The organism is Serratia sp. 506_PEND (assembly GCF_001076875.1).
Taxonomy (GTDB): domain Bacteria; phylum Pseudomonadota; class Gammaproteobacteria; order Enterobacterales; family Enterobacteriaceae; genus Serratia; species Serratia marcescens.
In genome coordinates, this window is the sequence record NZ_JVEL01000079.1 from 1 (window position 1) to 24,664 (window position 24,664).

General features: G+C 60.9%; 24 protein-coding genes. 10 read left to right on the top strand and 14 right to left on the bottom strand.

From position 1 onward, the window contains the following. Positions 1-172 precede the first annotated feature (172 nt). Entirely contained in the window at positions 173-1,252 is a 1,080-nt protein-coding gene (gene glpQ / locus ADK28_RS02560; RefSeq protein ID WP_015376272.1) for a glycerophosphodiester phosphodiesterase, read from the top strand. A 43-nt stretch (positions 1,253-1,295) separates the two neighbouring features. On the opposite strand, the gene yigL is transcribed toward glpQ, so the two are convergent. Together yigL and pldB are read right to left on the bottom strand one after the other, a co-directional pair. Beyond that, positions 1,296-2,093, bottom strand: a complete 798-nt coding sequence (gene yigL, locus ADK28_RS02565) for a sugar/pyridoxal phosphate phosphatase YigL (protein WP_004934290.1) — start codon at positions 2,091-2,093, stop codon at positions 1,296-1,298. Positions 2,094-2,097: 4 nt separating this feature from the next. Beyond that, positions 2,098-3,141: a lysophospholipase L2 gene (gene pldB, locus ADK28_RS02570; RefSeq protein ID WP_033639011.1), complete on the bottom strand. Its 1,044-nt coding sequence runs from the start codon at positions 3,139-3,141 to the stop codon at positions 2,098-2,100. A 147-nt stretch (positions 3,142-3,288) separates the two neighbouring features. Between pldB and rhtB the strand changes: the two genes are divergently transcribed. Then, positions 3,289-3,909 (top strand): homoserine/homoserine lactone efflux protein, encoded by a 621-nt coding sequence (rhtB, locus tag ADK28_RS02575; RefSeq protein WP_004934282.1) that lies wholly within the window; start codon positions 3,289-3,291, stop codon positions 3,907-3,909. A 47-nt stretch (positions 3,910-3,956) separates the two neighbouring features. Here rhtB and rhtC read toward each other — a convergent pair whose 3' ends face one another. From rhtC to pldA, 3 genes are read right to left on the bottom strand one after another with little or no spacing between them, the layout of a single operon-like run. Continuing rightward, positions 3,957-4,577: a threonine export protein RhtC gene (gene rhtC, locus ADK28_RS02580; protein WP_016929486.1), complete on the bottom strand. Its 621-nt coding sequence runs from the start codon at positions 4,575-4,577 to the stop codon at positions 3,957-3,959. 12 nt (positions 4,578-4,589) lie between these two features. After that, a complete protein-coding gene (recQ, locus tag ADK28_RS02585) occupies positions 4,590-6,422 on the bottom strand; it encodes an ATP-dependent DNA helicase RecQ (protein WP_028127631.1) in 1,833 nt (610 codons plus the stop codon). 43 nt (positions 6,423-6,465) lie between these two features. Then, complete coding sequence (pldA, locus tag ADK28_RS02590) at positions 6,466-7,344, bottom strand: phospholipase A (RefSeq protein WP_016929488.1); 879 nt, start codon at positions 7,342-7,344, stop codon at positions 6,466-6,468. Between the two features lie 203 nt (positions 7,345-7,547). Here pldA and ADK28_RS02595 point away from each other — a divergent pair, with 203 nt between their 5' ends. After that, a complete protein-coding gene (locus tag ADK28_RS02595) occupies positions 7,548-8,018 on the top strand; it encodes a thioesterase family protein (protein ID WP_016929489.1) in 471 nt (156 codons plus the stop codon). Positions 8,019-8,084: 66 nt separating this feature from the next. Beyond that, a complete protein-coding gene (gene rarD, locus ADK28_RS02600; protein WP_048326579.1) occupies positions 8,085-8,972 on the top strand; it encodes an EamA family transporter RarD in 888 nt (295 codons plus the stop codon). A 16-nt stretch (positions 8,973-8,988) separates the two neighbouring features. Here rarD and corA read toward each other — a convergent pair whose 3' ends face one another. Next, complete coding sequence (gene corA, locus ADK28_RS02605; protein ID WP_004934262.1) at positions 8,989-9,939, bottom strand: magnesium/cobalt transporter CorA; 951 nt, start codon at positions 9,937-9,939, stop codon at positions 8,989-8,991. 444 nt (positions 9,940-10,383) lie between these two features. Between corA and ADK28_RS02610 the strand changes: the two genes are divergently transcribed. Continuing rightward, complete coding sequence (locus ADK28_RS02610; RefSeq protein WP_016929492.1) at positions 10,384-10,857, top strand: WbuC family cupin fold metalloprotein; 474 nt, start codon at positions 10,384-10,386, stop codon at positions 10,855-10,857. Positions 10,858-10,904: 47 nt separating this feature from the next. On the opposite strand, the gene uvrD is transcribed toward ADK28_RS02610, so the two are convergent. The 6 genes from uvrD to lptM all read right to left on the bottom strand — a co-directional run bounded on the left by uvrD (position 10,905) and on the right by lptM (position 16,582). Further along, positions 10,905-13,067, bottom strand: coding sequence for a DNA helicase II (uvrD, locus tag ADK28_RS02615; protein WP_025304874.1), 2,163 nt, complete (start codon positions 13,065-13,067; stop codon positions 10,905-10,907). A gap of 78 nt (positions 13,068-13,145) precedes the next feature. Continuing rightward, positions 13,146-13,862, bottom strand: coding sequence for a 5-amino-6-(5-phospho-D-ribitylamino)uracil phosphatase YigB (gene yigB / locus ADK28_RS02620; protein ID WP_016929494.1), 717 nt, complete (start codon positions 13,860-13,862; stop codon positions 13,146-13,148). Further along, positions 13,862-14,773 (bottom strand): tyrosine recombinase XerC, encoded by a 912-nt coding sequence (xerC, locus tag ADK28_RS02625; RefSeq protein WP_016929495.1) that lies wholly within the window; start codon positions 14,771-14,773, stop codon positions 13,862-13,864. The genes yigB and xerC overlap by 1 nt, the downstream gene beginning before the upstream one ends. Then, complete coding sequence (locus ADK28_RS02630; protein WP_004934247.1) at positions 14,770-15,483, bottom strand: DUF484 domain-containing protein; 714 nt, start codon at positions 15,481-15,483, stop codon at positions 14,770-14,772. Before ADK28_RS02630 ends, xerC begins: the two co-directional genes overlap by 4 nt. Next, positions 15,480-16,304, bottom strand: coding sequence for a diaminopimelate epimerase (dapF, locus tag ADK28_RS02635; protein ID WP_004934244.1), 825 nt, complete (start codon positions 16,302-16,304; stop codon positions 15,480-15,482). The genes ADK28_RS02630 and dapF overlap by 4 nt, the downstream gene beginning before the upstream one ends. Positions 16,305-16,375: 71 nt before the next feature. Continuing rightward, the gene (gene lptM, locus ADK28_RS02640) at positions 16,376-16,582 is read right to left on the bottom strand and encodes an LPS translocon maturation chaperone LptM (RefSeq protein ID WP_004934241.1); all 207 of its coding nucleotides are present in this window, start codon (positions 16,580-16,582) and stop codon (positions 16,376-16,378) included. Between the two features lie 78 nt (positions 16,583-16,660). On the opposite strand from lptM, the gene cyaY reads away from it, so the two are divergent. Further along, positions 16,661-16,981 carry an iron donor protein CyaY gene (gene cyaY / locus ADK28_RS02645; protein WP_004934237.1) on the top strand — a complete coding sequence of 107 codons (321 nt, stop codon included), beginning with the start codon at positions 16,661-16,663 and terminating at the stop codon, positions 16,979-16,981. 35 nt (positions 16,982-17,016) lie between these two features. On the opposite strand, the gene ADK28_RS02650 is transcribed toward cyaY, so the two are convergent. After that, positions 17,017-19,569 (bottom strand): class I adenylate cyclase, encoded by a 2,553-nt coding sequence (locus ADK28_RS02650; protein WP_004934235.1) that lies wholly within the window; start codon positions 19,567-19,569, stop codon positions 17,017-17,019. 316 nt (positions 19,570-19,885) lie between these two features. Between ADK28_RS02650 and hemC the strand changes: the two genes are divergently transcribed. From hemC to hemY, 4 genes are read left to right on the top strand one after another with little or no spacing between them, the layout of a single operon-like run. Beyond that, the gene (gene hemC, locus ADK28_RS02655; protein ID WP_004934233.1) at positions 19,886-20,827 is read left to right on the top strand and encodes a hydroxymethylbilane synthase; all 942 of its coding nucleotides are present in this window, start codon (positions 19,886-19,888) and stop codon (positions 20,825-20,827) included. Continuing rightward, positions 20,824-21,564 (top strand): uroporphyrinogen-III synthase, encoded by a 741-nt coding sequence (hemD, locus tag ADK28_RS02660; RefSeq protein ID WP_033639013.1) that lies wholly within the window; start codon positions 20,824-20,826, stop codon positions 21,562-21,564. Before hemC ends, hemD begins: the two co-directional genes overlap by 4 nt. Positions 21,565-21,586: 22 nt before the next feature. Then, positions 21,587-22,711, top strand: a complete 1,125-nt coding sequence (gene hemX, locus ADK28_RS02665) for a uroporphyrinogen-III C-methyltransferase (RefSeq protein WP_015376260.1) — start codon at positions 21,587-21,589, stop codon at positions 22,709-22,711. 3 nt (positions 22,712-22,714) lie between these two features. Further along, positions 22,715-23,911, top strand: coding sequence for a protoheme IX biogenesis protein HemY (gene hemY / locus ADK28_RS02670; RefSeq protein WP_004934228.1), 1,197 nt, complete (start codon positions 22,715-22,717; stop codon positions 23,909-23,911). 429 nt (positions 23,912-24,340) lie between these two features. Here the strand turns inward: hemY and ADK28_RS32015 are convergent. Beyond that, a partial coding sequence (locus ADK28_RS32015) for a hypothetical protein (RefSeq protein WP_161802685.1) occupies positions 24,341-24,664 on the bottom strand: 324 nt, incomplete at its 5' end.

A 24,664-nucleotide genomic window follows, 5' to 3' on the forward strand; every position in this document is an offset into this window, starting at 1 on the left:
GGCGGCGTGCTGGCGGTTATCCTGCTGCTGCTGACCATGCTGAACGAGAAGAAACACCACGCGGAAATCGCAGCCGGCAAACGCGGCTAAGCGTCACACGACTTTTGCATGATTTAAAGGCCGCCCTGCGGCCTTTTTACTACCCTGCCCCCAACAACATGGAGAAAACGGAATGCGGACTCAAGTCAAAGCCCTGCTGACAGGGATCATTCTCGCCACCTCAATGGTCAGCGCCGCGCAGGCGGCGGACAAAGTGGTGATCGCCCACCGCGGCGCCAGCGGCTACCTGCCGGAACACACCCTGCCGGCGAAGGCGATGGCCTACGCGCAGGGCGCCGATTATCTCGAACAAGATCTGGTGATGACCAAGGACAACGAGCTGGTGGTGCTGCACGACCATTACCTCGATCGCGTCACCGACGTCGCCGAACGCTTCCCGGACCGCGCGCGTAAAGACGGCCGTTATTACGCCATCGACTTTACGCTGGCGGAGATCAAATCGCTGAAGTTCACCGAAGGCTTTGAAATCGAAAACGGCAAGAAGGTGCAGGGCTATCCTGGCCGCTTCCCGATGGGCAAATCCGACTTCCGCGTGCACACCTTCCAGGAGGAGATCGAGTTCGTGCAGGGTCTGAACCATTCGACCGGCAAGAACATCGGCATCTACCCTGAAATCAAGGCGCCGTGGTTCCACAAACAGGAAGGCAAAGACATCTCCAGCAAAGTGCTGGCGGTGCTCAAGCAGTACGGCTACACCGGCAAGAACGACAACGTCTACCTGCAGTGCTTCGACGCCAACGAGCTCAAACGCATCAAGAACGAGCTGGAGCCGAAGCTGGGCATGGATCTGAAGCTGGTGCAGCTGATCGCCTATAACGACTGGCAGGAAACCTACGAGCAGAAAGCCGACGGCAAGTGGGTGGAATACGACTACGACTGGATGTTCAAACCGGGCGCGATGAAGAAAATCGCTCAGTATGCCGACGGCATCGGGCCGGACTACCACATGCTGGTGGTGGCGGATCAATCCAAGCCGGGCCACATCGTGCTGACCGACATGGTGAAAGAAGCGCACGCCAGCAAGCTGGCGGTGCATCCGTTCACCATCCGCGCCGATGCGCTGCCGAAGTACGTGACCGACGTAAACCAGCTGTATGACGTGATTTACAACCAGGCCGGCGTCGACGGCGTGTTCACCGACTTCCCGGACAAGGGCGTGCAGTTCCTGCAGAAGCAGGGCCAGCACAAGTAATGCCAAGGGCGCCGCAAGGCGCCCTTATTATTTAAAGGTTATTTCAGAGGAACATCTTGCGCAGGTAGTGCGGCACCGCGTTATCGACGTTGGAGCCGATCACTTCCAGCTCCGGCAGCATGTCCTTCAGGCGCTGATGCGCGTCGCGCATGATGCAGCCCTTGCCGGCCATCGACAACATCTCCAGATCGTTCATGCCGTCGCCGAAGGCGATGCACTCTTGCAGCGTATAGCCGATGATCTTGGCCACTTCTTCCAGCGCATGCCCTTTCGACACGCCGCCCGCCATCACTTCCAGGCAGGTCGGGAACGAGAAGCTGACGTTGACCCGATCGCCCCAGCGCGCGTTGATGGCGTCTTCCACCTGCAGCAACCGCTCGTGATCTTCACAGGTGAAGTAAACCTTGCAGACGCCGTCAGTTTCCAGCAGGCCCGGCTCAAACAGCTGATATTTGAACACCGACTCCTGGAAGAACTCTTCCTGCTCCGGGCTTTCGCGGTTGGTAAACCAATCGTCGTTACGGTAGACGTTGGTGGTGATATCCGGATCGTCGTGCAGCATGCCGTACAGATCGCGGGCGATATCTCCGTCCAGGTTGTGGCTGAAAATCAGTTCGCCGGCGGTGTTGTGCACCCGTGCGCCGTTGGAAGTGATCATAAAGGCGCTGATCTCCAGGCTGTCGCGGATCTGCGCCACGTCGATATGGTGGCGGCCGGTAGCGAACACGAAATGCACGCCGCGCTGAGTCAGCAACTTCAGCGTTTCTTTAGCGTACGGCGACAGGGTATGGTCGGGAGACAGCAGCGTGCCATCTAAATCGGAAGCGACGACGTGATACATAGCGTTATGTTCTAACCTCTGATGGAGTTGTCGGCGGCAGCGCGCCGCCTAAGTGTTGAGCAAAGAAGCGCAGAATTGCGTTCAGTGCTTCGGCGCGCAGCGCGTCCCGCTCGAACAGGATCTCATGGCGTGCGCCGTTGATAACCCACGGGAGCCCCCCTTCGCAAGGGCGCCCCGCGTCTGACAGAGCCTGACAAAAAGCCTGGTGCGAACGGTTGTCGACTACCCGTTCTTCACCGGCCTGCAAAAGCAACAGCGGCGTGGTGATCTCCCCGGCCTGCGCGATAATCTGCCGGCCGGCGCGGATGCTCTCCCGCACCCAATGGTAGGTCGGCCCGCCCACCTGCAGCTCGGGGTAATCGGCATAATAGCGCAGGCTGCGACGATAACGCTCGCGGCTATGGGTCAACACGTTGACCACATAGGGCAACGGACGCCACTGGCCGGTGCCCACCGCGTAATAATCGCGGATCGCCGGGCGGGTCTCCGCCCAGTCGAGAATACGATCGGCCAGCCAACCCGGCATCGGCAACCGGATGCCGAACATCGGCGCGCAAAACGCCGCCGCGTCGAACGCCTGCGGCCGGCGCTGCAGGAACTGCGCCAGGATCGCGCCGCCCATCGAATGCGCCAGCGCGAAGCGCTGCCGATAACCGCGCGATTCGACCTCGCGCAGCCACAGCTGCTCGAAATCGTCCACGTAGTCGGCGAAGTTTACCACATGACCGCGGTGCGTATCCGCCAGTAAACGCCCGGAACGCCCCTGGCCGCGATGATCGACGATCACCACGTCGTAGCCGCAGTGGAACAGATCGTAGGCCACCTCGGGGTATTTCACATAGCTTTCGATGCGGCCGGGGCTGACCACCACCACGCGCTGATGCCGCGCGGAACTGAAGCGCACAAAGCGGATCGGCACGCCGTCCACGCCGCTGAATTCGCCTTCTTCGCGCTGCCGCCAGAAATCCAGCAGCGGCCCGGTGGCGAAGGCAGCGAACTGCGTTTCACGCGTTAACCAGTCATCGGAGCTGAGAGTGAACGAGGTCATCGAGAGCGTTTTCCCTGTGGGGCCGGCGGAAAATGTGACCGCTGGCACAAGAAATCATACTAGCGTATTGTGATTCAATTCTTACAAAAACGGCGCCGCCTCGGCGCATTGTGGCACAAAACGACACTTTCAGGGAGCCGAAGCACCATGACCTTGGACTGGTGGTTAACCTATCTGCTGACCACGCTTATCCTGAGCCTCTCCCCCGGTTCAGGCGCCATCAATACCATGAGCACCGGCATCAGCCACGGCTATCGCGGCGCCGCCGCGTCGATCGCCGGGCTGCAGGTCGGGTTGAGCGCGCACATCGTGCTGGTGGGCATCGGCCTCGGCGCGCTGATATCGCAATCGCTGCTGGCGTTCGAGCTGCTGAAATGGCTGGGCGCCGCCTACCTGGTGTGGCTCGGCATCCAGCAATGGCGCGCCGCCGGGGCGCTGGATCTGCATGCGCTGGCGGGCAGCATGCCGCGCCGCCGTCTGTTCCGCCGCGCGGTGCTGGTCAACCTGACCAACCCGAAAAGCATCGTGTTCCTCGCCGCGCTGTTCCCGCAGTTCATCTTGCCCAATCAGCCCCAGGCCGAGCAGTATCTGGTGCTCGGCGTCACCACCGTGGTGGTGGATATTCTGGTGATGATCGGTTACGCCACCCTGGCGACGCGCATCGCCGGCTGGCTGAGAACGCCGCGCCAGATGCAGCTGCTCAACCGACTGTTCGGTTCGCTGTTCATTCTGGTGGCGGGGCTGCTGGCGACCGCCCGCAAAGCCTGACAAAAAAGGCCGGGCATCGCTGCTCGGCCTTGGGCATTTCACTGCGGTTAGCGGGTAAATATCAGATGTAACCCGAAGCCGGTAAACAGCACGCCCGCCACCCCGTCTATCCACTTGGCCAACCGCTGATAGCCGCGGCGCATCGCCGGCAGCGCAAACACCACCGCCACCAGGCTGAACCAGACGAAGGTCTCGGCGACGATCAGCAAAAACAGCCCCCAGCGCGCTCCGGCGCCGACGCTGTCGCCGACGAACAGCGAGAACACGCTGCCGAAATAGATCACCGCTTTCGGGTTGGACAAATTGGTCAGGAAGCCGCGAATAAAGCTGCGCCCGGCCTTCGGCAACGCCACCTGGGCCTCCGCCGCCGGCTGCGCTTGCTGCGCCCGCGCGGAACGCAGCAGTTGCCACCCCATCCAGCACAGGTAAATGCCGCCGCCAACCATGATGATCTGATGCAACCAGGCCATCTTCTGCAGGATCAGATGCAGCCCCATCAACGCCACGCCGGCCCATACCACGATGCCGAGCGAAATGCCGACCACGCCCATCATCGCCTCGCGGCGCGAGCGGCTGGCGGCGGTTTGCGACACGAAAAAGAAGTCCGGCCCCGGGCTCATCAGCGCAATCAGATGCACCAGCGCCACGGTGAGAAACAGCATCAGCATGATATATCGCCCTCAGTCTTCGTCATTGTCGAGATGGTCGCGGATCATCGCCATAAAGGGCGCGCCGAAACGCTCCAGTTTGCGCTGGCCGACGCCGTTGACGCTCAGCAGATCGCCGGCCTTGATCGGCATCTGTTCGGCCATTTCCAGCAGCGTGGCGTCGTTGAACACCACGTAAGGCGGAATGTTTTCTTCGTCGGCGATCGATTTGCGCAGTTTGCGCAGCTTGGCGAACAGCTTGCGATCGTAATTGCCGCCGTAGGATTTCTGGTTGGCGCTGCTGCGCGACTTCAGGCTCTGAATACGCGGCACCGCCAGCTGCAGCGCCACCTCGCCGCGCAACACCGGACGCGCCGCCTCGGTCAATTGCAGCGCTGAGTGCATGGCGATGTTCTGGGTGATAAAGCCCAGGTGGATCAGCTGACGCAGCACGCTGGTCCAGTGTTCGGTGGTCTGATCGCGGCCGATGCCGTACACCGGCAGCTTGTCGTGACCGTATTCGCGAATGCGCTGGTTGTTGGAGCCGCGCAGCACTTCCACGATGTACCCGAGGCCAAAGCGCTGGCCGACGCGGTACACGCAGGACAGCGCCTTGCGCGCGTCCTCCAGCCCGTCGTAGCGCTTGGGCGGATCGAGGCAGATATCGCAGTTGCCGCAGTTCTCGTGCTTGCCTTCGCCGAAGTAGTTGAGCAACACCAGGCGGCGGCAGGTTTGCGCCTCGGCGAACGCCCCCATGGCGTTCAGCTTGTGGCGCTCGATGTCCAGCTGTTGCCCGGCGGGTTTTTCCTCCAGACAGCGGCGCAGCCAGGCCATGTCGGCCGGATCGTACAGCAGGATGGCTTCGGCCGGCAGGCCGTCGCGCCCGGCGCGGCCGGTCTCCTGATAATAGGATTCGATATTGCGCGGGATGTCGAAATGCACCACGAAGCGCACGTTGGGTTTGTTGATGCCCATGCCGAAGGCGACGGTGGCCACCACCACCTGCAGATCGTCACGCTGGAACGCTTCCTGCACCTGGGCGCGGCGCTCGTTGTCCAGCCCGGCGTGGTAGGCGCCGACGCTCAGCCCGCGGCTTTGCAGGCGCGCGGCGGTGTCTTCCACCTTGGCGCGGCTGTTGCAATAGATAATGCCGCTCTTGCCGCGCTGATCCTGCACGAAGCGCCACAGCTGATCGAGCGGTTTGAATTTTTCCACCAGCGTGTAGCGGATGTTCGGCCGGTCGAAGCTGCTGACCTGCACCAGCGGATCCTGCAGCGACAGCAGGCGCACGATATCGCCGCGCGTGGCTTCGTCGGCGGTGGCGGTCAACGCGATCACCGGCATCGCCGGGAAGCGCTGTTTCAGCTGGCCCAGCGCGCGATATTCCGGCCGGAAGTCATGGCCCCACTGCGAGATGCAGTGCGCCTCATCCACCGCCAGCATCGCCGGCGGGCAGTGATCGAGCAGGTTGAGGAAGCTTTCCATCATCAGCCGTTCCGGCGCGATGTACAGCATCTTGATGGTGCCGTTGCGGCAGCCGGCCATGACGTCCAACTGCTCCTCGCGGGTTTGCGTCGAGTTGTAGCAGGCGGCGGAAACGCCGTAGGCCAACAGTTGGTCGACCTGGTCCTTCATCAGCGAGATAAGCGGGGAAACCACCAGGGTCAGGCCGTCCATCACCAGCGCCGGGATTTGATAGCACAACGACTTGCCGCCGCCGGTCGGCATCACCACCAGGCAATCCTGCCCGCCGATCGCGGCATTGATAATCGTTTGTTGGCCCGGACGGAATTGCTGGTAGCCGAAGGTATCGCGCAATACCTGCTCGGCCAGCAACTCTCTGTTAATCACTGCTGCGGTTGACACACACTTCCCCATTTTTTCATCGGTACACACCCACCGGGTATGATTACATAATATCGTTCAGCATGACACCAACGCCCACCCGTGTCTGCCGGAAGTTGTAGTCGATCAGCGATTCGCCGTAGCCGCTGAACACCTGGGTATAGAATCGCACGTTGCGGGTGATCGGGTAGCTCCAGCCCAGTTCCGCGCCGCCGTAGCCGCTGTTCCAGTTGTAGTGGCTGTCGACGCTGAACACGCTGTCGCCCCAGGCGTAACCGACCTTCAACCGGTAGTATCCCATGTATTTGGTGATGTCCGGGTTGTCGTCGTTGCTCGAGCTCTCCGAGAAACGGAACCAGGGCTTGAGATCCACCTGCCAATTGCCGTTTTGCGCCATCAGCCGCGCATAACCGCGATTCCAGCTGCGCGACGTCGGGTCCGAGCGGCCGTTAGACTGATGGTTAACGCCGATTTCAACATCGCGCAGCGTCCAACCGGCAAAGCGGTAATCGGTCGCCCACCCCACGAACAGTTGCGGCTCGTAGTTGGTCTCGCGGAACGGCGAAGACTCGCCGCGGTTGGACAATTGCCACCAGGAGCGCTGAGTATAAGACGCGCCGAGCACCGAATTGTCGCCGGCAATGCCCCGCCACAGCGGAAACGCCAGGCTAAGCTGGTATTTCACCTCGTCCTTGCGCGCCTTGTCGGCCCAGTTGTACGTCTTGATGGCTTCTTTGTTGATATCGCTGGTGTCGGTGTACAACAGGTAATTGGGATCGTAAGGATACAGCGTGAACGGATTATCGTGCTCCTGCAGCAGGTTGGCGATAATGCTGCCGCGCACCGCCGGCCTATCGTGAATCTGCTGCTCTTTGGCTTCCTCAGCCAATGCCAGCGCCGGCATCAGCAGCGTGGCGGAAACGATCCCTGACAAAATGCGCATAACCTCTCCTCACTCCAACGAAAAAGGGCAAGCCCGGAAAAAATCAGGCCATTTTACACACAAAGGAGGCTTTACCGCAGCGCAGTCCGGTTTTATTGGAATAGTCTGGAAAGCAACAAAGGTTAAGCATAAAATCAACATTCCATTAACCTGGACTGACCAGTTAGCTCCCTTAAAACGCAAAAGAAAAACGGAAACCCGCTATGTCGACCACACCACTGACCCTGGAAGCCGCCCGCCGCAAGATCGGCGAAATTTTTGTCTACCACATGCCGTTCAACCGCGAGCTTGGCCTGGAGCTGCGCCGCTTCGACGATGACTACGTCGAACTGAGCTTCACCAACCAGCGCAAGCTGGTGGGCAACGCCGCACAGGAAATTCTGCACGGCGGCGTGATCGCCGCGGTGCTGGACGTCGCCGCCGGGCTGGCTTGCGCCGGCGGCGTGCTGACGCGCCTGGAACCGCTGATCGAAGAAGAGATCGCCGCCAAACTGTCGCGCATGGGCACCATCGATCTGCGCGTCGACTATCTGCGCCCCGGCCGCGGCGAACACTTCGTCGCCTCCGCCAGCGTGCTGCGCAGCGGCAACAAGGTCGCCGTCGCGCGCGTAGAACTGCATAACCACGACGGCCTGCATATCGCGACCGCCACCGCCACCTATCTGGTCGGCTGATGATTGTGTGCGGTGAGCGACTTCAGTACACTCACCGCATCTTACGTTCCCCACCAGAGTGACGTCATGGACGCAAAGCAAACGCGTCAGGGCATTTTCTTCGCCCTGGCCGCCTATTTTATGTGGGGCATCGCCCCGGCCTATTTCAAACTGATCCAGCAAGTGTCCGCGGACGAGATCCTCACCCACCGGATCATCTGGTCGTTTTTCTTCATGCTGGCGCTGATCACGCTGGGCCGCAACTGGCCGAAAGTGCGCGCCGCCTGCCAAAACCGCAAACGGCTGCTGTTGCTGGCGGTCACCGCGCTGTTGATCGGCGGCAACTGGCTGCTGTTCATCTGGGCGGTGAACAATCACCATATGCTGGAAGCCAGCCTGGGCTACTTCATCAACCCGCTGGTTAACGTGCTGCTGGGGATGCTGTTTCTCGGCGAACGTTTCCGCCGCATGCAGTGGGTGGCGGTGGCGCTGGCGTTCACCGGGGTGCTGGTGCAGCTCTGGCAGTTCGGTTCGTTGCCGATCATCGGTCTGGGATTGGCGTTCAGCTTCGCCTTCTACGGCCTGCTGCGCAAAAAAATCGCCATCGACGCGCAGACCGGCATGCTGATTGAAACGCTGTGGCTGCTGCCAGTGGCGGCGGGCTACCTGTTCCTGTTCGCCGACAGCCCCACCAGCCACCTGAGCGCCAACCCGTGGTCGCTGAATCTGCTACTGGTCGCCGCCGGCATCGTCACCACCGTGCCGCTGCTGTGCTTCACCGCGGCGGCTACCCGGCTGCGCCTGTCGACGCTCGGTTTCTTCCAGTATCTCGGCCCGACGCTGATGTTCCTGCTGGCGGTCACCTTCTACGGCGAGACCATCGGCCAGGACAAACTGGTGACCTTCGGCTTTATCTGGGCGGCGCTGATCCTGTTCACCCTCGACGCGCTCTATACCCAGCGCAAGCTGCGCTGAGCCCGGCGCCGCCGGGTTACAGCCAGTTCTTGCGCTTGAAGTACAGGTAAGGGGCCAGGCCCGCCAGGATCATCAAGGTGATGGCGCCCGGGTAGCCGAACGACCATTTCAGTTCCGGCATGAATTCAAAGTTCATGCCGTAGCTGGAGGCCACCAGCGTAGGCGGCAGGAACACCACCGACACCACCGAGAAGATCTTGATGATGCGGTTCTGTTCGATATTGATGAAGCCCATCGCCGCCTGCATCAGGAAGTTCACCTTCTGGAACAGCGATTCGTTGTGCGGCAGCAGGGATTCGATGTCGCGCAGCACTTCACGCGCCTGCTCCAGTTGGCCGGTCGGCAAACGCGCCTTGCGCACCAGGAAGTTGAGCGCGCGCTGGGTATCCATCAGACACAAACGCACCTTCCAGCCGATATCTTCCAGCTCCGCCAGCGTCGACAGCGCGGCGTCGTATTCGTCGCCCTGATGCCCTTCCATGATCACCCGGCTGAGCTGTTCCAGATCGCTGTAGATGTTCTCTATCTCGTCCGCCAGCTGTTCAATCTTGGTTTCGAACAAATCCAGCAGCAGTTCGTAGGCGTTGCCTTCGAGCATGGTCTGGTTGCGGGCGCGCATGCGGTACAGGCGAAACGCCGGCAGTTCACGCTCACGCAGGGTATACAGGCGGCCGTCGCGGATGGTGAAGGCCACCGTGGAGTTGCCGGCGTGATCTTCCGCATCTTCGAAGTAGAAGAAGGAGTGGATATGCAGACCGTCTTCGTCTTCGAAGAAACGGGCGGAGGCTTCGATGTCGTCCAGTTCGGGACGCGTCGCCAGGCTTTGTCCCAGCTCATTCTGCACGCGCTCACGCTCGCCCTCTTCCGGCTCGACCAGATCAACCCACAGCGATGACGTGAGATCATCCGAGTCGTCCAGTTCCAGACGGGACAAGCGGCGGTTATCTAATTTAAAAGCGCTCAGCATGTGCCAAAACTCCGTGAAGGTAACGGGTGCGGACAACGCGTTGAAGCACAGAAACAGAGGGGATGCGTATCACCGATTGTTTCAGACCATGAAGAGATCTGACTCATAGCGACGCTTTGCGGGGTCGCCGACAACCACGAAGGCTATCAGCAAAAACGGAGAGCCTTAGAAGTTATACCTGCGGCGCAGGTCAGTGAGCCAGTATCTACTGGGTGTGTCCAAGGCGTCTGTCCTCAATGATAATAGTGCGCGCATGTTACGCCGAGAAGAAAAAGCCTGTCAACACGTTAGGCGGGATAATTGCGCAACAAATCATCACGATGATCAATGGCAGAAATGGCGCTTAAACCGTACTGAAAAAGTCGCGGCGATCGCTTACCGCCACCAAGAATGTTGCTAAGATGACATCACCCTAATGGTACGACAAGCATGCGGATTTAAACGATGAAACAGATTACCGCCCATGAACTGACCGCGATGAGCGAACAGGCCGCCAGCGTGCCCCGCCTGCGCGCGCACCGCACCTTACACGAAGAGCTGAGCGACCCGGTGCAACGCCTGGCGATCGCCATGGAACCCGGCACCTATATCCGCCCGCACCGCCACCCGCAAACCTGGGAGCTGCTGACGCCGCTGCGCGGCCGTTTTGTCGTGCTGCAGTTCAACGATGACGGCGTCGTGACGCAGCGCACCCTGCTCGGCGAAGAAACCAAAGTGCTGGAGATGCCGGCATTTACCTGGCATGCGGTGCTGTCGGTCGATGCCGGCGGCGTGGTGTTCGAAGTGAAGCGGGGTCCGTATCAGGCGCTGACCGAAGAAGACTGCATGCCGTGGGCGCCGCAGGAAGGCGGCGAAGGCACCGAAGCGGTGATGCGCTGGTATGCCACCGCGCAGGTCGGCGATCGCTACCCTCACTGATGATGAACGATTGCAGGGGCTGAAACTCCTGCAAATCGCCCCTCTCTTTATACCGTTTCCAGCCGAGCGTAGGCCGCCACCAGCCACTTGATGCCTTCGCCCGGGAAGGCGATCTGCAGCCGGCTGTGCTCGCCGCTGCCTTCCAGATTGACGATGGTGCCTTCGCCAAACTTGGGATGGCGCACGCGCTGACCCAGCTTGTATCCGGTGTCGTTCTCGCTGATCGGCGTGCCCATGCGGCGGTGATTGACCGGGCGCGATACGCTGGCGCGCAGGCGCACTTCTTCCACGCACTCCTCCGGCAGTTCGCCGATAAAGCGCGACGGCCGATGGTAAACCTCTTTGCCGTACAGACGGCGCGTTTCGGCGTAGGTCAGCGTCAGCTTCTGCATGGCGCGCGTTACGCCCACATAGGCCAGACGGCGCTCCTCCTCCAGACGGCCGCCTTCATCCAGCGACATCTGGCTCGGGAACATGCCTTCTTCCATGCCGACGATAAACACCAGCGGGAACTCCAGCCCTTTGGCCGAGTGCAGGGTCATCAGCTGCACCGCATCCTGATAGGCGTCGGCCTGGCCTTCGCCCGCTTCCAGCGCCGCATGCGACAGGAACGCCTGCAGCGGCATCAGATCCTGATCTTCTTCCTGATAGCTGAACTGACGCGTCGCCGTCACCAGTTCCTCAAGGTTTTCGATACGCGCCTGCCCCTTTTCGCCCTTTTCCTGCTCATACATGATGAACAACCCGGAATCGCGGATCACCCGGTCGGTCTGCACGTGCAGCGGCATATCGGCGGTTTCATGAGCCAGCGACTCCACCAGCTCGATGAAGCGCTGCAGCGCCGACGCGGCGCGGCCGGCCAGAACCTTGTCCTGCATCAGTTCGCGCGTAGCCTGCCACAACGTCAGTTGGCGATCGCGCGCCGCCTGGCGCACCACGTCGAGGGTGCGATCGCCGATGCCGCGCGTCGGGGTGTTGACCACGCGCTCGAAGGCCGCGTCGTCGTTGCGGTTGGAGATCAGGCGCAGGTAAGCCAGCGCATCCTTGATTTCCTGACGTTCGAAGAAGCGTTGGCCGCCGTAGATGCGGTACGGCATCGCCGTCTGCAGCAGCGCCTCTTCCAGCACGCGCGACTGGGCGTTGCTGCGGTACAAGATGGCGCAGTCGTTCAGCGCGCCGCCGTTGTCTTGCCAGGTCTTGATGCGGTTGACCACGAAGCGCGCTTCGTCGAGTTCGTTGAAGGCGCAGTAGAGGGAAATCGGCTCGCCTTCGCCGCCTTCGGTCCACAGGTTTTTGCCCATGCGCCCGTCGTTGTTGGCGATCAGGGTGTTGGCCGCTTTCAGGATGTTGCTGGTGGAACGGTAGTTCTGCTCCAGGCGGATGGTTTCCGCGCCGGGGAAATCCTTCAGGAAGCGCTGGATGTTTTCCACCTGCGCGCCGCGCCAGCCGTAGATCGACTGGTCATCGTCGCCGACGATCATCACGTTGCTGTTGCCGCCCGCCAGCAGACGGATCCAGGCGTACTGGATGCTGTTGGTATCCTGGAATTCGTCCACCAGCACGTTGGTGAAACGCTCGCGGTAGTGGTTGAGGATATGCGGCTTGTTCAGCCACAGCTCGTGCGCGCGCAGCAGCAGCTCGGCGAAATCCACCAGCCCCGCGCGATCGCAGGCTTCCTGATAGGCCTGGTAGATGCGCAGCCAGGTGGCCTCCACCGGGTTGTTGTAGGTTTCGACGTGCTGCGGGCGCAGGCCCTCATCTTTCTTGCCGTTGATGTACCACATCGCCTGACGCGGCGGCCACTGCTTCTCGTCGACGTTCAGCGCCTTGATGATGCGCTTGAGCAGCCGCAGTTGGTCGTCGCTGTCGAGGATCTGGAAATCCTGCGGCAGGTTGGCCTCCAGGTGGTGGGCGCGCAACAGACGATGCGCCAGGCCATGGAAGGTGCCGATCCACATGCCGCCCTGGCTGGTGCCGATCAGATGTTCGATACGGTGACGCATTTCCGCCGCCGCCTTGTTGGTGAAGGTCACCGCCATGATCGAATACGGCGAGCAGTTCTCCACCGACAGCAGCCAGGCGATGCGATGCACCAGCACCCGCGTCTTGCCGCTGCCCGCTCCGGCCAGAACCAACAGGTTGCTGCGCGGCGCCGCCACGGCTTCACGTTGTTTTTCATTCAGGCTGTCGAGCAGATCGGAGACGTCCATAGGCACCACTAATGGTTAAGGGAAAACCCGCCGGTGACGGGTTTTTCACTGGAAATTTATACAGAGTTCTGGCAGGGATTATAACAATGCTGTCAGCGATGCCAACTGCGAAATCTCAATATGCGGCAGCAGGCGGCTGTCGGCAGCCTGCATCAGGCAGCGTTGCCGATCGTTGATCCAACACGCCTGCAGCCCCGCGCGCAGCGCGCCGGCGACGTCGGTAGTCAGATCGTCGCCCACGTGCAGGATCTGCTCGGGCGCCACGCCCAGCCGTTCGACGGCCAGGTGATACATGTCTTGGTATGGCTTGGCGCGCCCGTCCGGCCCGGAACGCAACACGAACTGGAAGTAACCGTCCAGGCCGCACTGCGCCGGATCGGCGTTGCCGTTGGTGATCGCCACCAGCGGGTAGCGCGCGGCCAGCGCCTTCAACGTGGCGTGGGTCGCTTCCGGCACCTCGATGCGGCTGCGCCACAGCGCGAAGTTTTGCATCGCCGCATCGGCCCCGATCGCCGCTTCGGCGTCGCGCAGCCCCTGCCGGCTCAGCGCCAGATGAATGGCGCGCCAGCGCCACTGGGTGACATCGTGGTAGATCTCCGGATCCTGCTCGCGCAGCTCCTGGCGCAGGCGGTGGAAATCCGCCGACTGGAAGCTGTTCAGGCCGGGATGGTAGCTCTGCAGGAAGGCCACCGACTGCTGTTCGGTTTGCCGGATCACCGGACGGTTGTCATACAGCGTGTCGTCCAGATCGAAAGTCAGCGCCGCCAGCGGGCGCAGCGGGCGATAAAAATGCATCAGGATTTCCCCCGTTTGGCGCGCGGATGCGCGGCATCGTACACGTTCGCCAGATGTTGAAAGTCGAGGTGGGTATAAATTTGCGTGGTGGTCAGGTTGGCATGGCCGAGCAGCTCCTGCACCGCACGCAGATCGCCGCTCGACTCCAGCATGTGGGTGGCGAAGGAGTGACGCAGTTTGTGCGGGTGAATATGGCTGTTGACGCCCTGCTTCACGCCCCATTCGGCGAAGCGCTTTTGCACGTTGCGCGTCGAGATGCGCCGCCCCTGATTGGACAGGAACATCGCGTCATCTTCCGGCCCGAACAGATCGCGCATCGCCAGCCAGTGTTCCAGCCAGGTGACGGCGGTGCGCCCGATCGGCAGTTTACGCTCTTTGCTGCCCTTCCCCATCACCCACACCTCGCCGGCCGCCATATCGACATGGCGGCAATCCAGCCCCACCAGCTCGGAGAGACGCAGGCCGGCGCCGTACATCACCTCCAGCATGGCGCGATCCCGCACCGCCAGCGGATCGTTGAGATCGATCTCCAGCAGCTGGTTCATTTCATCGACGTCGATATTTTTCGGCAGATGGCGACCGCTGCGCGGCGTGCGGATGCCTTTGGCCGGGTTGGCGTGCAGCACGCCCTGGCTGACCAGCCAGTCGAGGAAACTGCGCAACGAAGAGAGCCGCAGCGCCAGGCTGGCGGACTGCAAGCCGGCGCGTTTGCTGCGCGCCGCCAGCATGCGCACCCGGGCGGCGTCCAGCGCCGCCCAGTCGGTGACGCCGATCTCCTGCGCCAGGCGCATCAGCGCCGCCAGCTGGCGTGAATAGCTGAGCTGCGTCAGCGGGCTAAGTTGCCGTTCTACCTTGAGATAACGCAGAAAAGCGTCCACCGGCTGCTGCAGGCTGGGCGCAATCGGCGTCATGCGCGTTCGATCCAGCGTTCCAGCAGTTCCGGCAGCATGCGCGCCAGTTGATTGAGCATCACCGTGCCCATGCCCTGCTGATAGTGTTGCGTATCGCGGCTGCTGAAGATCACCATGCCCAGCTCGCCGTCGTCGCCCAGCATCGACAGCGCCACCGAACCAATCTGGCCGATCTGTTTGGCCTGCGGCAACAGCAGCAGCAGTTCGGGGCCGTTCAGGCCGCCGAGGTAGTGTTGTTCGCTGCCCAGCCGCTGGATGCGGAACGGCTCGAACGCCGAACGCGTCAGCGCCAGATGGGTGAAATCGGAAGGCGCGCCGATATTCCAGCGCTCAGCGAACAGGCGCACCGTGGCGCCGGCCAAACCGAAGCCGCGCGCCCAGCGCTGCAGCCGGTTGAGCATGTCCTGCAAGCTGTCCGCGGTGGCCAGATCGGCCTGCAGGTGCAGCAACCGGGCGAACAGCCCTTCGTTGGCGCTGGCCTGCTCCATCAGCAGCGTGATCTCTTCTTCCAGCCGTTCGATGTGATTGCGCTGGCGGGCCAGATGCCATTCCACCAGCGAAACGGTGCCGCGCACCGGGTGCGGCACGCGCATCTGCTCAACCTGGCGCGCGTTGCGAATAAAGAAATCCGGGTTCTGCAGCAGGTACTGCATCACGGTGTCGTCATCCAGCGCCAGGCCGGCGACGCTCTGTTCTTCTACGCTTTTCATAGATGAATAAATCCGTCATAGACATGGGTTGCCGGACCGGTCATAAACAGCGGGTTGCCCGGCCCTTTCCAGCGAATATGCAGGCTGCCGCCCGGCAGTTCTACATGCACTTCTTCTGACAGCAATTCCTGTTGGATCCCCACCGCCACCGCCGCACAGGCGCCGCTGCCGCAGGCCTGCGTTTCACCGGCGCCGCGCTCATAAACGCGCAGCTTGATGTGATCGCGGCTGACCACCTGCATAAAGCCGATGTTGGCCCGTTCCGGGAAGCGTTCATGCCCTTCCAGCACCGGCCCGAGCAGCTCCACCTTGGCGGTTTTTACGTCGTCCACCTGCAAAACACAATGCGGGTTGCCCATCGACACCACGCCGCACAACACGGTATGTTCCGCCGCGCGCATGATGTAGGTCTTTTCAGCCTTGGCGGCGCGGAACGGCACCGCCTGCGGGTCGAAATTCGGCTCACCCATGTTGACGCACACCAGATCGTCGTCGGTGACGCTGAGCACCATGCGCCCGGTTTGGGTGCTGACGCGGATGTCACGTTTGTTGGTCAGCCCTTTCAGCCGCACGAAACGCGCGAAGCAACGCGCGCCGTTGCCGCACTGCGCCACTTCGCTGCCGTCGGCGTTAAAAATTCGGTAGTGAAAATCCAGTTCGGGATCGTAAGGCGGTTCTACCACCAGCATCTGGTCAAAGCCGACGCCCAGGTGCCGATCGGCCAGCCGGCGGATCAGCTCAGGTGAAAAATAGACATTCTGTGTAACGGCATCGACCACCATAAAGTCGTTGCCCAGACCGTGCATTTTGGAGAACTGCATATCATACTCCGCTATCTGGACGCGCTATCCGTCTTGATTTTACGGCAGCGCTCGCCACCGCAAACAGGGTGTTACTGGTCAACCATCGACGGTTTTTGCTGAGAGCCAGACTGCTCCTGCTGGTTCTTTTGCACCTGATCGCCCGTTTGCACCGGCGGCTTGGCCGGTTTCTGGCTGGCGGGATCGGCAGGCGGGAAGTAAAGCGGGCCTTTCAGACCACAGCCGGCGAGGCCGGTAACCAGAACTGCCATCAGCGCATAGCGTAGTTGTTTTTTCATTTGCATTAATGCCTGTAATTCATGCGTCCAAGGTCTCTATAATCGCAGGTGGATCATGAAAAGCAATAGGAATTGAATATGAACGACAGCGAGTTTCACCAGTTGGCCGACCAGCTGATGCTGAATATTGAAGAGACACTGGACGATTTTGACGGCGATGCGGACATCGATTACGAAACCAATGGCGGCGTGATGACGCTGAGCTTCGAAAACGGCACCAAAATCGTCATCAACCGCCAAGAGCCGCTGCACCAGGTGTGGCTCGCCACCAAGGCCGGCGGTTACCACTTCAACTACCGCGACGGCGTTTGGCTATGCGATCGCAGCGGGCAGCCGTTTTATCAGCTGCTCAGCGAAGCGGCCAGCGCGCAGGCCGGCGAGGAACTGCATTTTTCCTGAAGCTAAGCGGGCTCGGCAACCGAGCCCTTGCGGCGTCAATGCAGCTGGAACTGCTGCTTCAGCGGCTGAGCGGCGCCGTCGGCCACCGTCACGCACAGGCTGGACAGCACGTTGCTGCGGAACGGGATCACCTGCGTGCGCCCGTCGAGCTGCACAATCTGATAGAACTGCGGCAGATTGAAGTTGATGAAGCTGGAGCCGTAGGTGAAGCGATCGTGCGACGAGGAGTAGAAGCGGCTGACGTCGCGCACCAGCTCCTCTTTACTGCCCTCGCAATGGTGATACACCTCGACCCGATTCGACTCATCCAGAATATAGATGTTGAAGCCCTTATCGTCTGAGGTGTCTTCGAAGAAGAACTGGATGATCCCCTCGCTGGCGAAGCCATCCACCACCGGCGGCAGATGCACCTGATCGGTTTCCACCTTGATAGACAGGCCGTGCAGCTTGTTGTTGGAGATGGCGCCGTAAAACTCCACCGCATTCTCCAGCTTTTGCACCGATACGCTCAAGCGCTCGAAGAACAGCCCCCAGGTCTGCCCGGCGACGCGCACCGCCTTGAAGCGGCCGGGTTCCAAACGGGTACTGGACAGGCGCAGCTCGATGCACTCCGACACCAGCTGCTGGATACGGGTGCGGATCAGGCCGCGTAGGTGCTGGCTGTAGCAGAACACTTCCACCGATTCCGGCGGCGCGGCGTCCTGATGCATTTTGCCGAGAATGGTTTTCAGCGCTTCCAGCACCGACTGCTCACCGCTGAAATGCAGGGTGCGCACCTCGTTCCAGGAGTTGCGGTACAGCAGATCGATGCTGCCCACCAGACACTGCTGCTGCTGGCCGAAGCTGAACACGTCCAGCTTGCGGAAATCGAAGTGCACCACCTGATTGCGGAAGGCGGCGGTCGGATCGTTTTCCAGATTGACGATAATCGCCAGATGGCGAATCTCGCACGGGCTGTACAGCGCTTTCGGCGTCGGCGCCGGCAGGCGCAGCGGGAAGTGATGGGAAACGTCGGCCACCAGCTCCTGCAGCTTGGCGGTATCGCACAGGTTGCCGCTCTTGATGTGCAGGCGGGTCTGCGGCGTCAGCAGGCCGTTGAAATAGGCCCAGGCCACCAGCTTGTTCAGATAGCGGTTATATTCCAGCGGCTGATGGCTGACGATCGAATCCATGGCCGGCGCCTGATTGTACAGGTACCAGCCGGTGCGGTTGGCGCGGCCAACCGGCACGTGAATAAAGGTTAAATCGTTTTCCGACAGGTCCGGTGAAATCTGCGGGTTCACCAGCGTCACCTTGCCGGGCAGCGCTTCGAACGCCGCATACAGTTTGCGGGTCAGCACGCCGATATCCTGCGGGCTGGCGCTGACGCTGAGGTTGTTGCGGCGAGCGAAACGGATCAGGTTGCGGTAGCTCTGCATCATCGCGTCGAGCAGTTCGTTATGCGCTTCGCGCACCCGCTCGATTTTCCAGTTGGCGCGGTTGTCCAGCATCGCCAGACGCTCTTCGCTCCAGCCCCACTCGCTGACCAGCTGGCTGAGGATCTCGCGCCGCCAGCCGACGCAGGCCTTGGCCAGCGACAGCTTTTCACATACTTTCAGGTAAAAACAGCGGCGGGCCAGATCGAGGCGGGTGGTGTCGTTGATGTCGGTCAGGTAGCGGGTCACGCGCTCAAGCATCATGCAGTAGGCGTCGAGCCCGAAGCTGACGATCTCGCCCTGATGCAGCCGGTGTTTGATGTCCGTCGCCAGCAGTTGGGTATTGGGGTATTCCCAGGAATAGGCTTCCAGCAGCAGGGTCTTCAGCACCGCCTTGTAAGGCGAATCGATGCTCTTGTACAGCTGCCACAGGCTGGCGCCAAAGTACTCTTCCGCCGACAGCGAACTCAGGCCGCCGAGATCCAGCCACTCGTTCGGCGTCAGCGCGCCCTGCGCGTACAGCGACAGCACGTATTCATCGTAGTGCGCTTCTTCTTCGCCCGGCACCATGTTCCACAGGATGCGTTTGCCGGCCAGGCGCACCGCGGTGCGATAGAATTCGTCGAGCAACAGGATGTGCTGCGTCGAGCCGCAATCTTCGCCGCCCAGGCTGCCGCTTTCATTATGGCGGAAACGGTTTTCATCGATCAGGAAGAAGCTGACTTCCACCCCCATCGAGGCGGCCCACTTCTCAAGCAGGCTGCATTTTTGCTGCAGGCGGGTGCGTTCTTCGTTGTCCAGCCAGGACTGGTGGCAGACCCAGATGTCGAGATCCGAGCTGCAGCTTTGGCCGATAGACGAGGTGCTGCCCATCGAGTAGACGCCGGTGATCGGCAGCTCGCCGCTGGCCGGTTTGTCAAACGGGCTGCCCCATTTGTCTTCTAAATCGTTCAGGTATTCTTGTTGAGTTTCATCAGGCGTGTAGAGGCAAATGCCGTGGGGAACGTTACCGTTCAGGTAACCCGGCATCAGCGGGTGGTGGTGGTGCAGTAAGGTGGGCAGCAGACTGTATACCCGTTGAAACGCGGGCTTCATAGCCGCCAGGGCGCGATCGACGCGTAGCTGATTGATCGCATCCAGTCTCTGCTTCAATGTCTCGATGTAGAGGTACAAGACGTCTCGCCTGATTATCCCGGTGTTTAGAAAAAAACCCGTATTCCATAAGCGCCGTTAGTGTAAGAAGAATATTTGGCGACTTATTGCTGGAAACGTGATCAATTTAACACCTTGCTGATTGACCGTAAAGGAGGTAACGCTTCACAATTATTGTAGCGCTTCCCTAAACGATTTACCCGCAGTGTTAACTGCCCCAAAGCACATCACACGTCCCTTTGATTCCGTTGTCCTTTTTCCGCCTCCGGCTTCTTGCACTGACAGTATTGGCTCTCAGTGGTAGGATGGATGGCGAAATATAAAAACGGTAACAAGCATGTTAGACAAAATTATTCGAATTGCCACCCGACAAAGCCCGCTTGCACTTTGGCAAGCACATTATGTGCAGCAACGTCTGATGGCCTGCCATCCCGGCCTGCAGGTCGAGTTGGTGCCGATGGTGACGCGCGGCGACGTTATTCTGGATACGCCGCTGGCGAAAGTCGGCGGTAAGGGCCTGTTTGTTAAAGAACTCGAGTTGGCGCTGCTGGAAGGCCGCGCCGACATCGCCGTGCACTCGATGAAAGACGTGCCGGTCGATTTCCCTGCCGGGCTCGGTTTGACCACCATTTGCGAACGCGAAGATCCGCGCGACGCTTTTGTTTCCAATCGTTTCGCCTCGCTCGATCAGCTGCCGCAGGGCAGCGTGGTCGGCACCTCCAGCCTGCGCCGCCAGTGCCAGCTGCGCGAACGCCGCCCGGATCTGATCGTGCGCGATCTGCGCGGCAACGTCGGCACTCGCCTGGCCAAGCTGGACAACGGCGACTACGACGCAATTATTCTGGCGGTGGCCGGCCTGAAGCGCCTGGGGCTGGAGCAACGCATCCGCAGCCCGCTGAGCGCCGAAGAGTGCCTGCCGGCGGTCGGCCAGGGTGCGGTCGGCATTGAATGCCGTCTCGACGACAGCGTCACCCGCGCGCTGCTGGCGCCGCTGAACCATGCGGCCACCGAAACCCGCGTGCGCGCCGAGCGGGCGATGAACACCCGCCTGGAAGGCGGCTGCCAGGTGCCGATCGGCAGCTATGCCGAACTGGATGGCGACAGCCTGTGGCTGCGCGCCCTGGTCGGCGCGCCGGACGGCAGCCAGATGGTGCGCGGCGAACGCCGCGGCCCGGCCGCCGAAGCCGAACGGATGGGCGTTGAGCTGGCGGAAGAGCTGCTGGCGCGCGGCGCGCGCGAGATCCTGCGCGAAGTTTATCAGGGAAATCCGCCGGCATGACGATCCTGGTAACCCGCCCATCGCCCTCGGGAGAGCAGTTAGTGAGCCGGCTGCGCGCACTCGGCCGGGTTGCCTATCATGCGCCGCTGATCGACTTCGCCCCCGGCGGCGATCTGCCGCAGCTGCCGCAGGCGTTGCAACAGTTGAACGCCGGCGATCTGGTGTTCGTGCTGTCGCAGCATTCGGTGAACTATGCCGATTCGGTCATTGGCCGCGCCGGGCTGAGCTGGCCCGCGCACCTGACTTATTACGCCATCGGCCGCACCACCGGGCTGGCGTTGCACCGCATCAGCAGTTTGCCGGTGGAATACCCGCGCGAACGCGAGATCAGCGAAACGCTGCTGCTGCTGCCGGCGCTGCAAAAGCTGGCAGGTAAACGCGCGTTGATTTTGCGCGGCAACGGCGGCCGCGAACTGTTAGGGTCGACGCTGAGCGAGCGCGGCGCCGACGTCAGCTATTATGAATGCTATCAACGCAGCCCGGTGCACTATGACGGCAGCGAGCAAAGCGCCCACTGGCAGCGCGCCGGTGTGGATACGCTGGTGGTGACCAGCGGTGAAATGTTACAACAGCTCTATACTTTAGTTCCTGATTACTATCGTTCTTCATGGCTGCTGCGTTGCCGCCTGGTAGTAGTGAGCGAACGCCTGGCTACCCTCGCCCGGGATTTGGGCTGGCGTACGATTCGGGTAGCTGACAACGCCGATAATGACGCGCTGATCCGCGCGCTACAATAATCTGACTATGGGATGTGCCACTATGACGGAACAAAATACCCCATCCGCCCCGGTTGAAGAGCCAACCACCGCGGTTGAGAGCTCCCAGCAGCCAGCCGCTGCCAGCCGCAAAGGCAAGAATACCGGCCCGGTGCTCGGCGCGATCGCTATCGTGCTGGTCATCGCCCTCGGCGCGGGCGGCTATTACCACACGCACAAGCAGGCGCAACAGCTGATCGCCGCCAATCAGGCGCTGCAGCAGCAGCTTGAAGGCGTGAAGCAGAGCCAACAGCAGGAAAGAAATGCGCTGGAAGGCCTGCTGCAGCAGCAGGGTAAAACCCTGGACGCCGCCGATCGCGAGCAGGCGAACCTGGCGCGCCAACTGAGCGAGCTGCAGGAAAAAGTGGCGACCATCTCCGGCAGCGACGCCAAAACCTGGCTGCTGGCGCAGGCCGATTTTCTGGTGAAAATGGCCGGCCGCAAGCTGTGGAGCGATCAAGACGTGACCAGCGCCGCCGCGTTGCTGAAAAGCGCCGACGCCAGCCTGGCGGACATGAACGATCCTAGCCTGCTCGACGTGCGCCGCGCCATTACCGAAGACATCAGCACGCTTTCTACGCTGACCCAGGTCGATTACGACGGCATCATCCTCAAGGTCAATCAGCTGTCCAACCAGGTGGATAACCTGCGCCTGGCCGATAACGACACCGACGAAGCGCCGATGGATCAAAACAGCAGCGAGCTCTCCGGCTCGATCGGCGAATGGCGGCAGAACCTGGCCAAGAGCTGGCGCAATTTCATGGCCGACTTCATCACCATCCGCCGTCGCGATACCAGCGCCGAACCGCTGCTGGCGCCGAACCAGGACATCTACCTGCGCGAAAATATCCGTTCGCGCCTGCTGGTGGCCGCACAGGCCATCCCACGCCACCAGAACGAGACCTACAAGCAATCGCTGGAAACCGTCTCCACCTGGGTGCGCGCCTATTTCGACACCACCGATCCGGCGACCAAGGCTTTCCTGGAAGAGCTGGATAACCTGAGCCAACAGTCGATCTCGATGGACGTGCCGGATCAGCTGAAAAGCCAGCCGCTGCTCGAAAAAGTGATGCAGACCCGGGTGCGCAACCTGATGACCCAGTCCCCTGCCGCTCACCAGGAGGGTTAAGCCATGTTACGCGTGCTATTTCTGTTCCTGGTGGTGATCGCCAGCGTGGTGCTCGGGCCGATGTTGGCCGGGCATCAGGGCTACGTGCTGATCCAGACCGATAACTACAATATCGAAACCAGCGTCACCGGCCTGGTGATCATGTTGGTGCTGCTGTTCGTGGTGCTGCTGGCGATCGAGTGGATCCTGCGCCGCATCTTCCGTACCGGCGCCCGCACGCGCGGTTGGTTTATCGGCCGCAAGCGCACCCGCGCGCGCCAGCAAACCAAAGCCGCGCTGATCAAACTGGCGGAAGGCGACTATAAGCAGGTTGAGAAGCTGATGACGCGCAACGCCGATCACGCTGAACAGCCGGTGGTGAACTACCTGCTGGCCGCCGAGGCCGCGCAGCAACGCGGCGATGACTTCCGTACCAATCAATATCTGGAACGCGCCGCCGAAGCCGCCGACACCGATCAGCTGCCGGTGGATATCACCCGGGTTCGCATCCAGCTGGCGCAGGGCGAGAACCACGCCGCGCGCCACGGCGTCGATCGCCTGCTGAACCAGGCGCCGCGCCATCCGGAAGTGCTGCGCCTGGCGGAACAAGCCTATCTGCGCACCGGCGCCTACGCGTCGCTGCTGGAAGTGCTGCCGTCGATGCGTAAAATCGAACTGCACAGCGAAGAGCAGCTGCAGGCGTTGCAGCAGCAGGCTTACATCGGTCTGATGAATCAGGCGATGGCGGACGAAGGCAGTGAAGGCCTGAAGCGCTGGTGGAAAGATCAGAGCCGCAAGACGCGTCACGAGGTGCCGCTGCAAATCGCGATGGTGGAACACCTGATCGAATGCAACGACCACGAGCTGGCGCAGGAGATTGTGCTCGACAGCCTGAAGCGCCAATACGACGAGCGCCTGGTGCTGTTGCTGCCGCGGCTGAAGTCCGGCAACCCCGAGCAGCTTGAGAAAGCGCTGCGTCAGCAGATGAAACAACACGGCGCGACGCCGCTGTTAAACAGCACGCTGGGGCAACTGCTGATGAAGCACGGCGAGTGGCAGCAAGCGGCCGACGCCTTCCGCGAAGCGTTGAAACAGCGCCCGGATGCTTACGACTACGCCTGGTTGGCCGATACGCTGGAAAAACTGCATCGTTCGGATGAAGCGGCGCAGATGCGACGTGAGGGACTGATGTTGACGCTGAAACAGAACGGCGGCGAATAACGCCCTGCCCAAGTGAGAAAAGCGCGGCTCCGATGCCGCGCTTTTTTTTGCCCAGGGTTTTCTGTAGCGCAAAAAAAAACACTTGCCGTATGGCAAGTGTATAAAGAAGCAATCAGGTCTAGGACAACAGGGGCGGTGCCTCACTCAACGTTTTGCCCTGAGCGTGATGACGGGTTAGTCATCGTTCTCGTGGGCGATAGGCACCCTAAATCGGCTCTGCGTCATTCCCAGGGTTTATGAAGCCTAAGGCGAACATAAGAGGTGGAATGAGCATCTACGCTATAGATATTGCATTTGACGTGCCAACTTTTAGATTGAGCCCATCTCCAATAGGAGATTTAATTCAATGCATTGAAATATAAATAATTTATACTTCCTCCCCACCCTTCCTGCCTGATACCTCTCCCTGGCATTCCATGCCAGCGGCCGTTATAAGAATGTCGCTTCAAAACGACGGCTTAAGCTAAATCCGGTTTTATCTTTTAAAATCAATAAATTATTTGTCTCAACCTGACGACAGCGCTGGATGGTCATGTCGCTGAAAACCAACACGCTCACAGGCAGGCACAAGATGCCAGCCCTCATGGATGCAAAAAGCCCGCACATTGCTGCGCGGGCCTGCCTTCTCGTCTCGCTTCGCGAGGCTCCTCCTGCGGAGGTGCTCATCTTCATAAACGACAGACGAAAAAAAACCTGCTTTAAAAGCAGGTTTTTCGAATGTGGTCGGCGAGAGAGGATTCGAACCTCCGACCC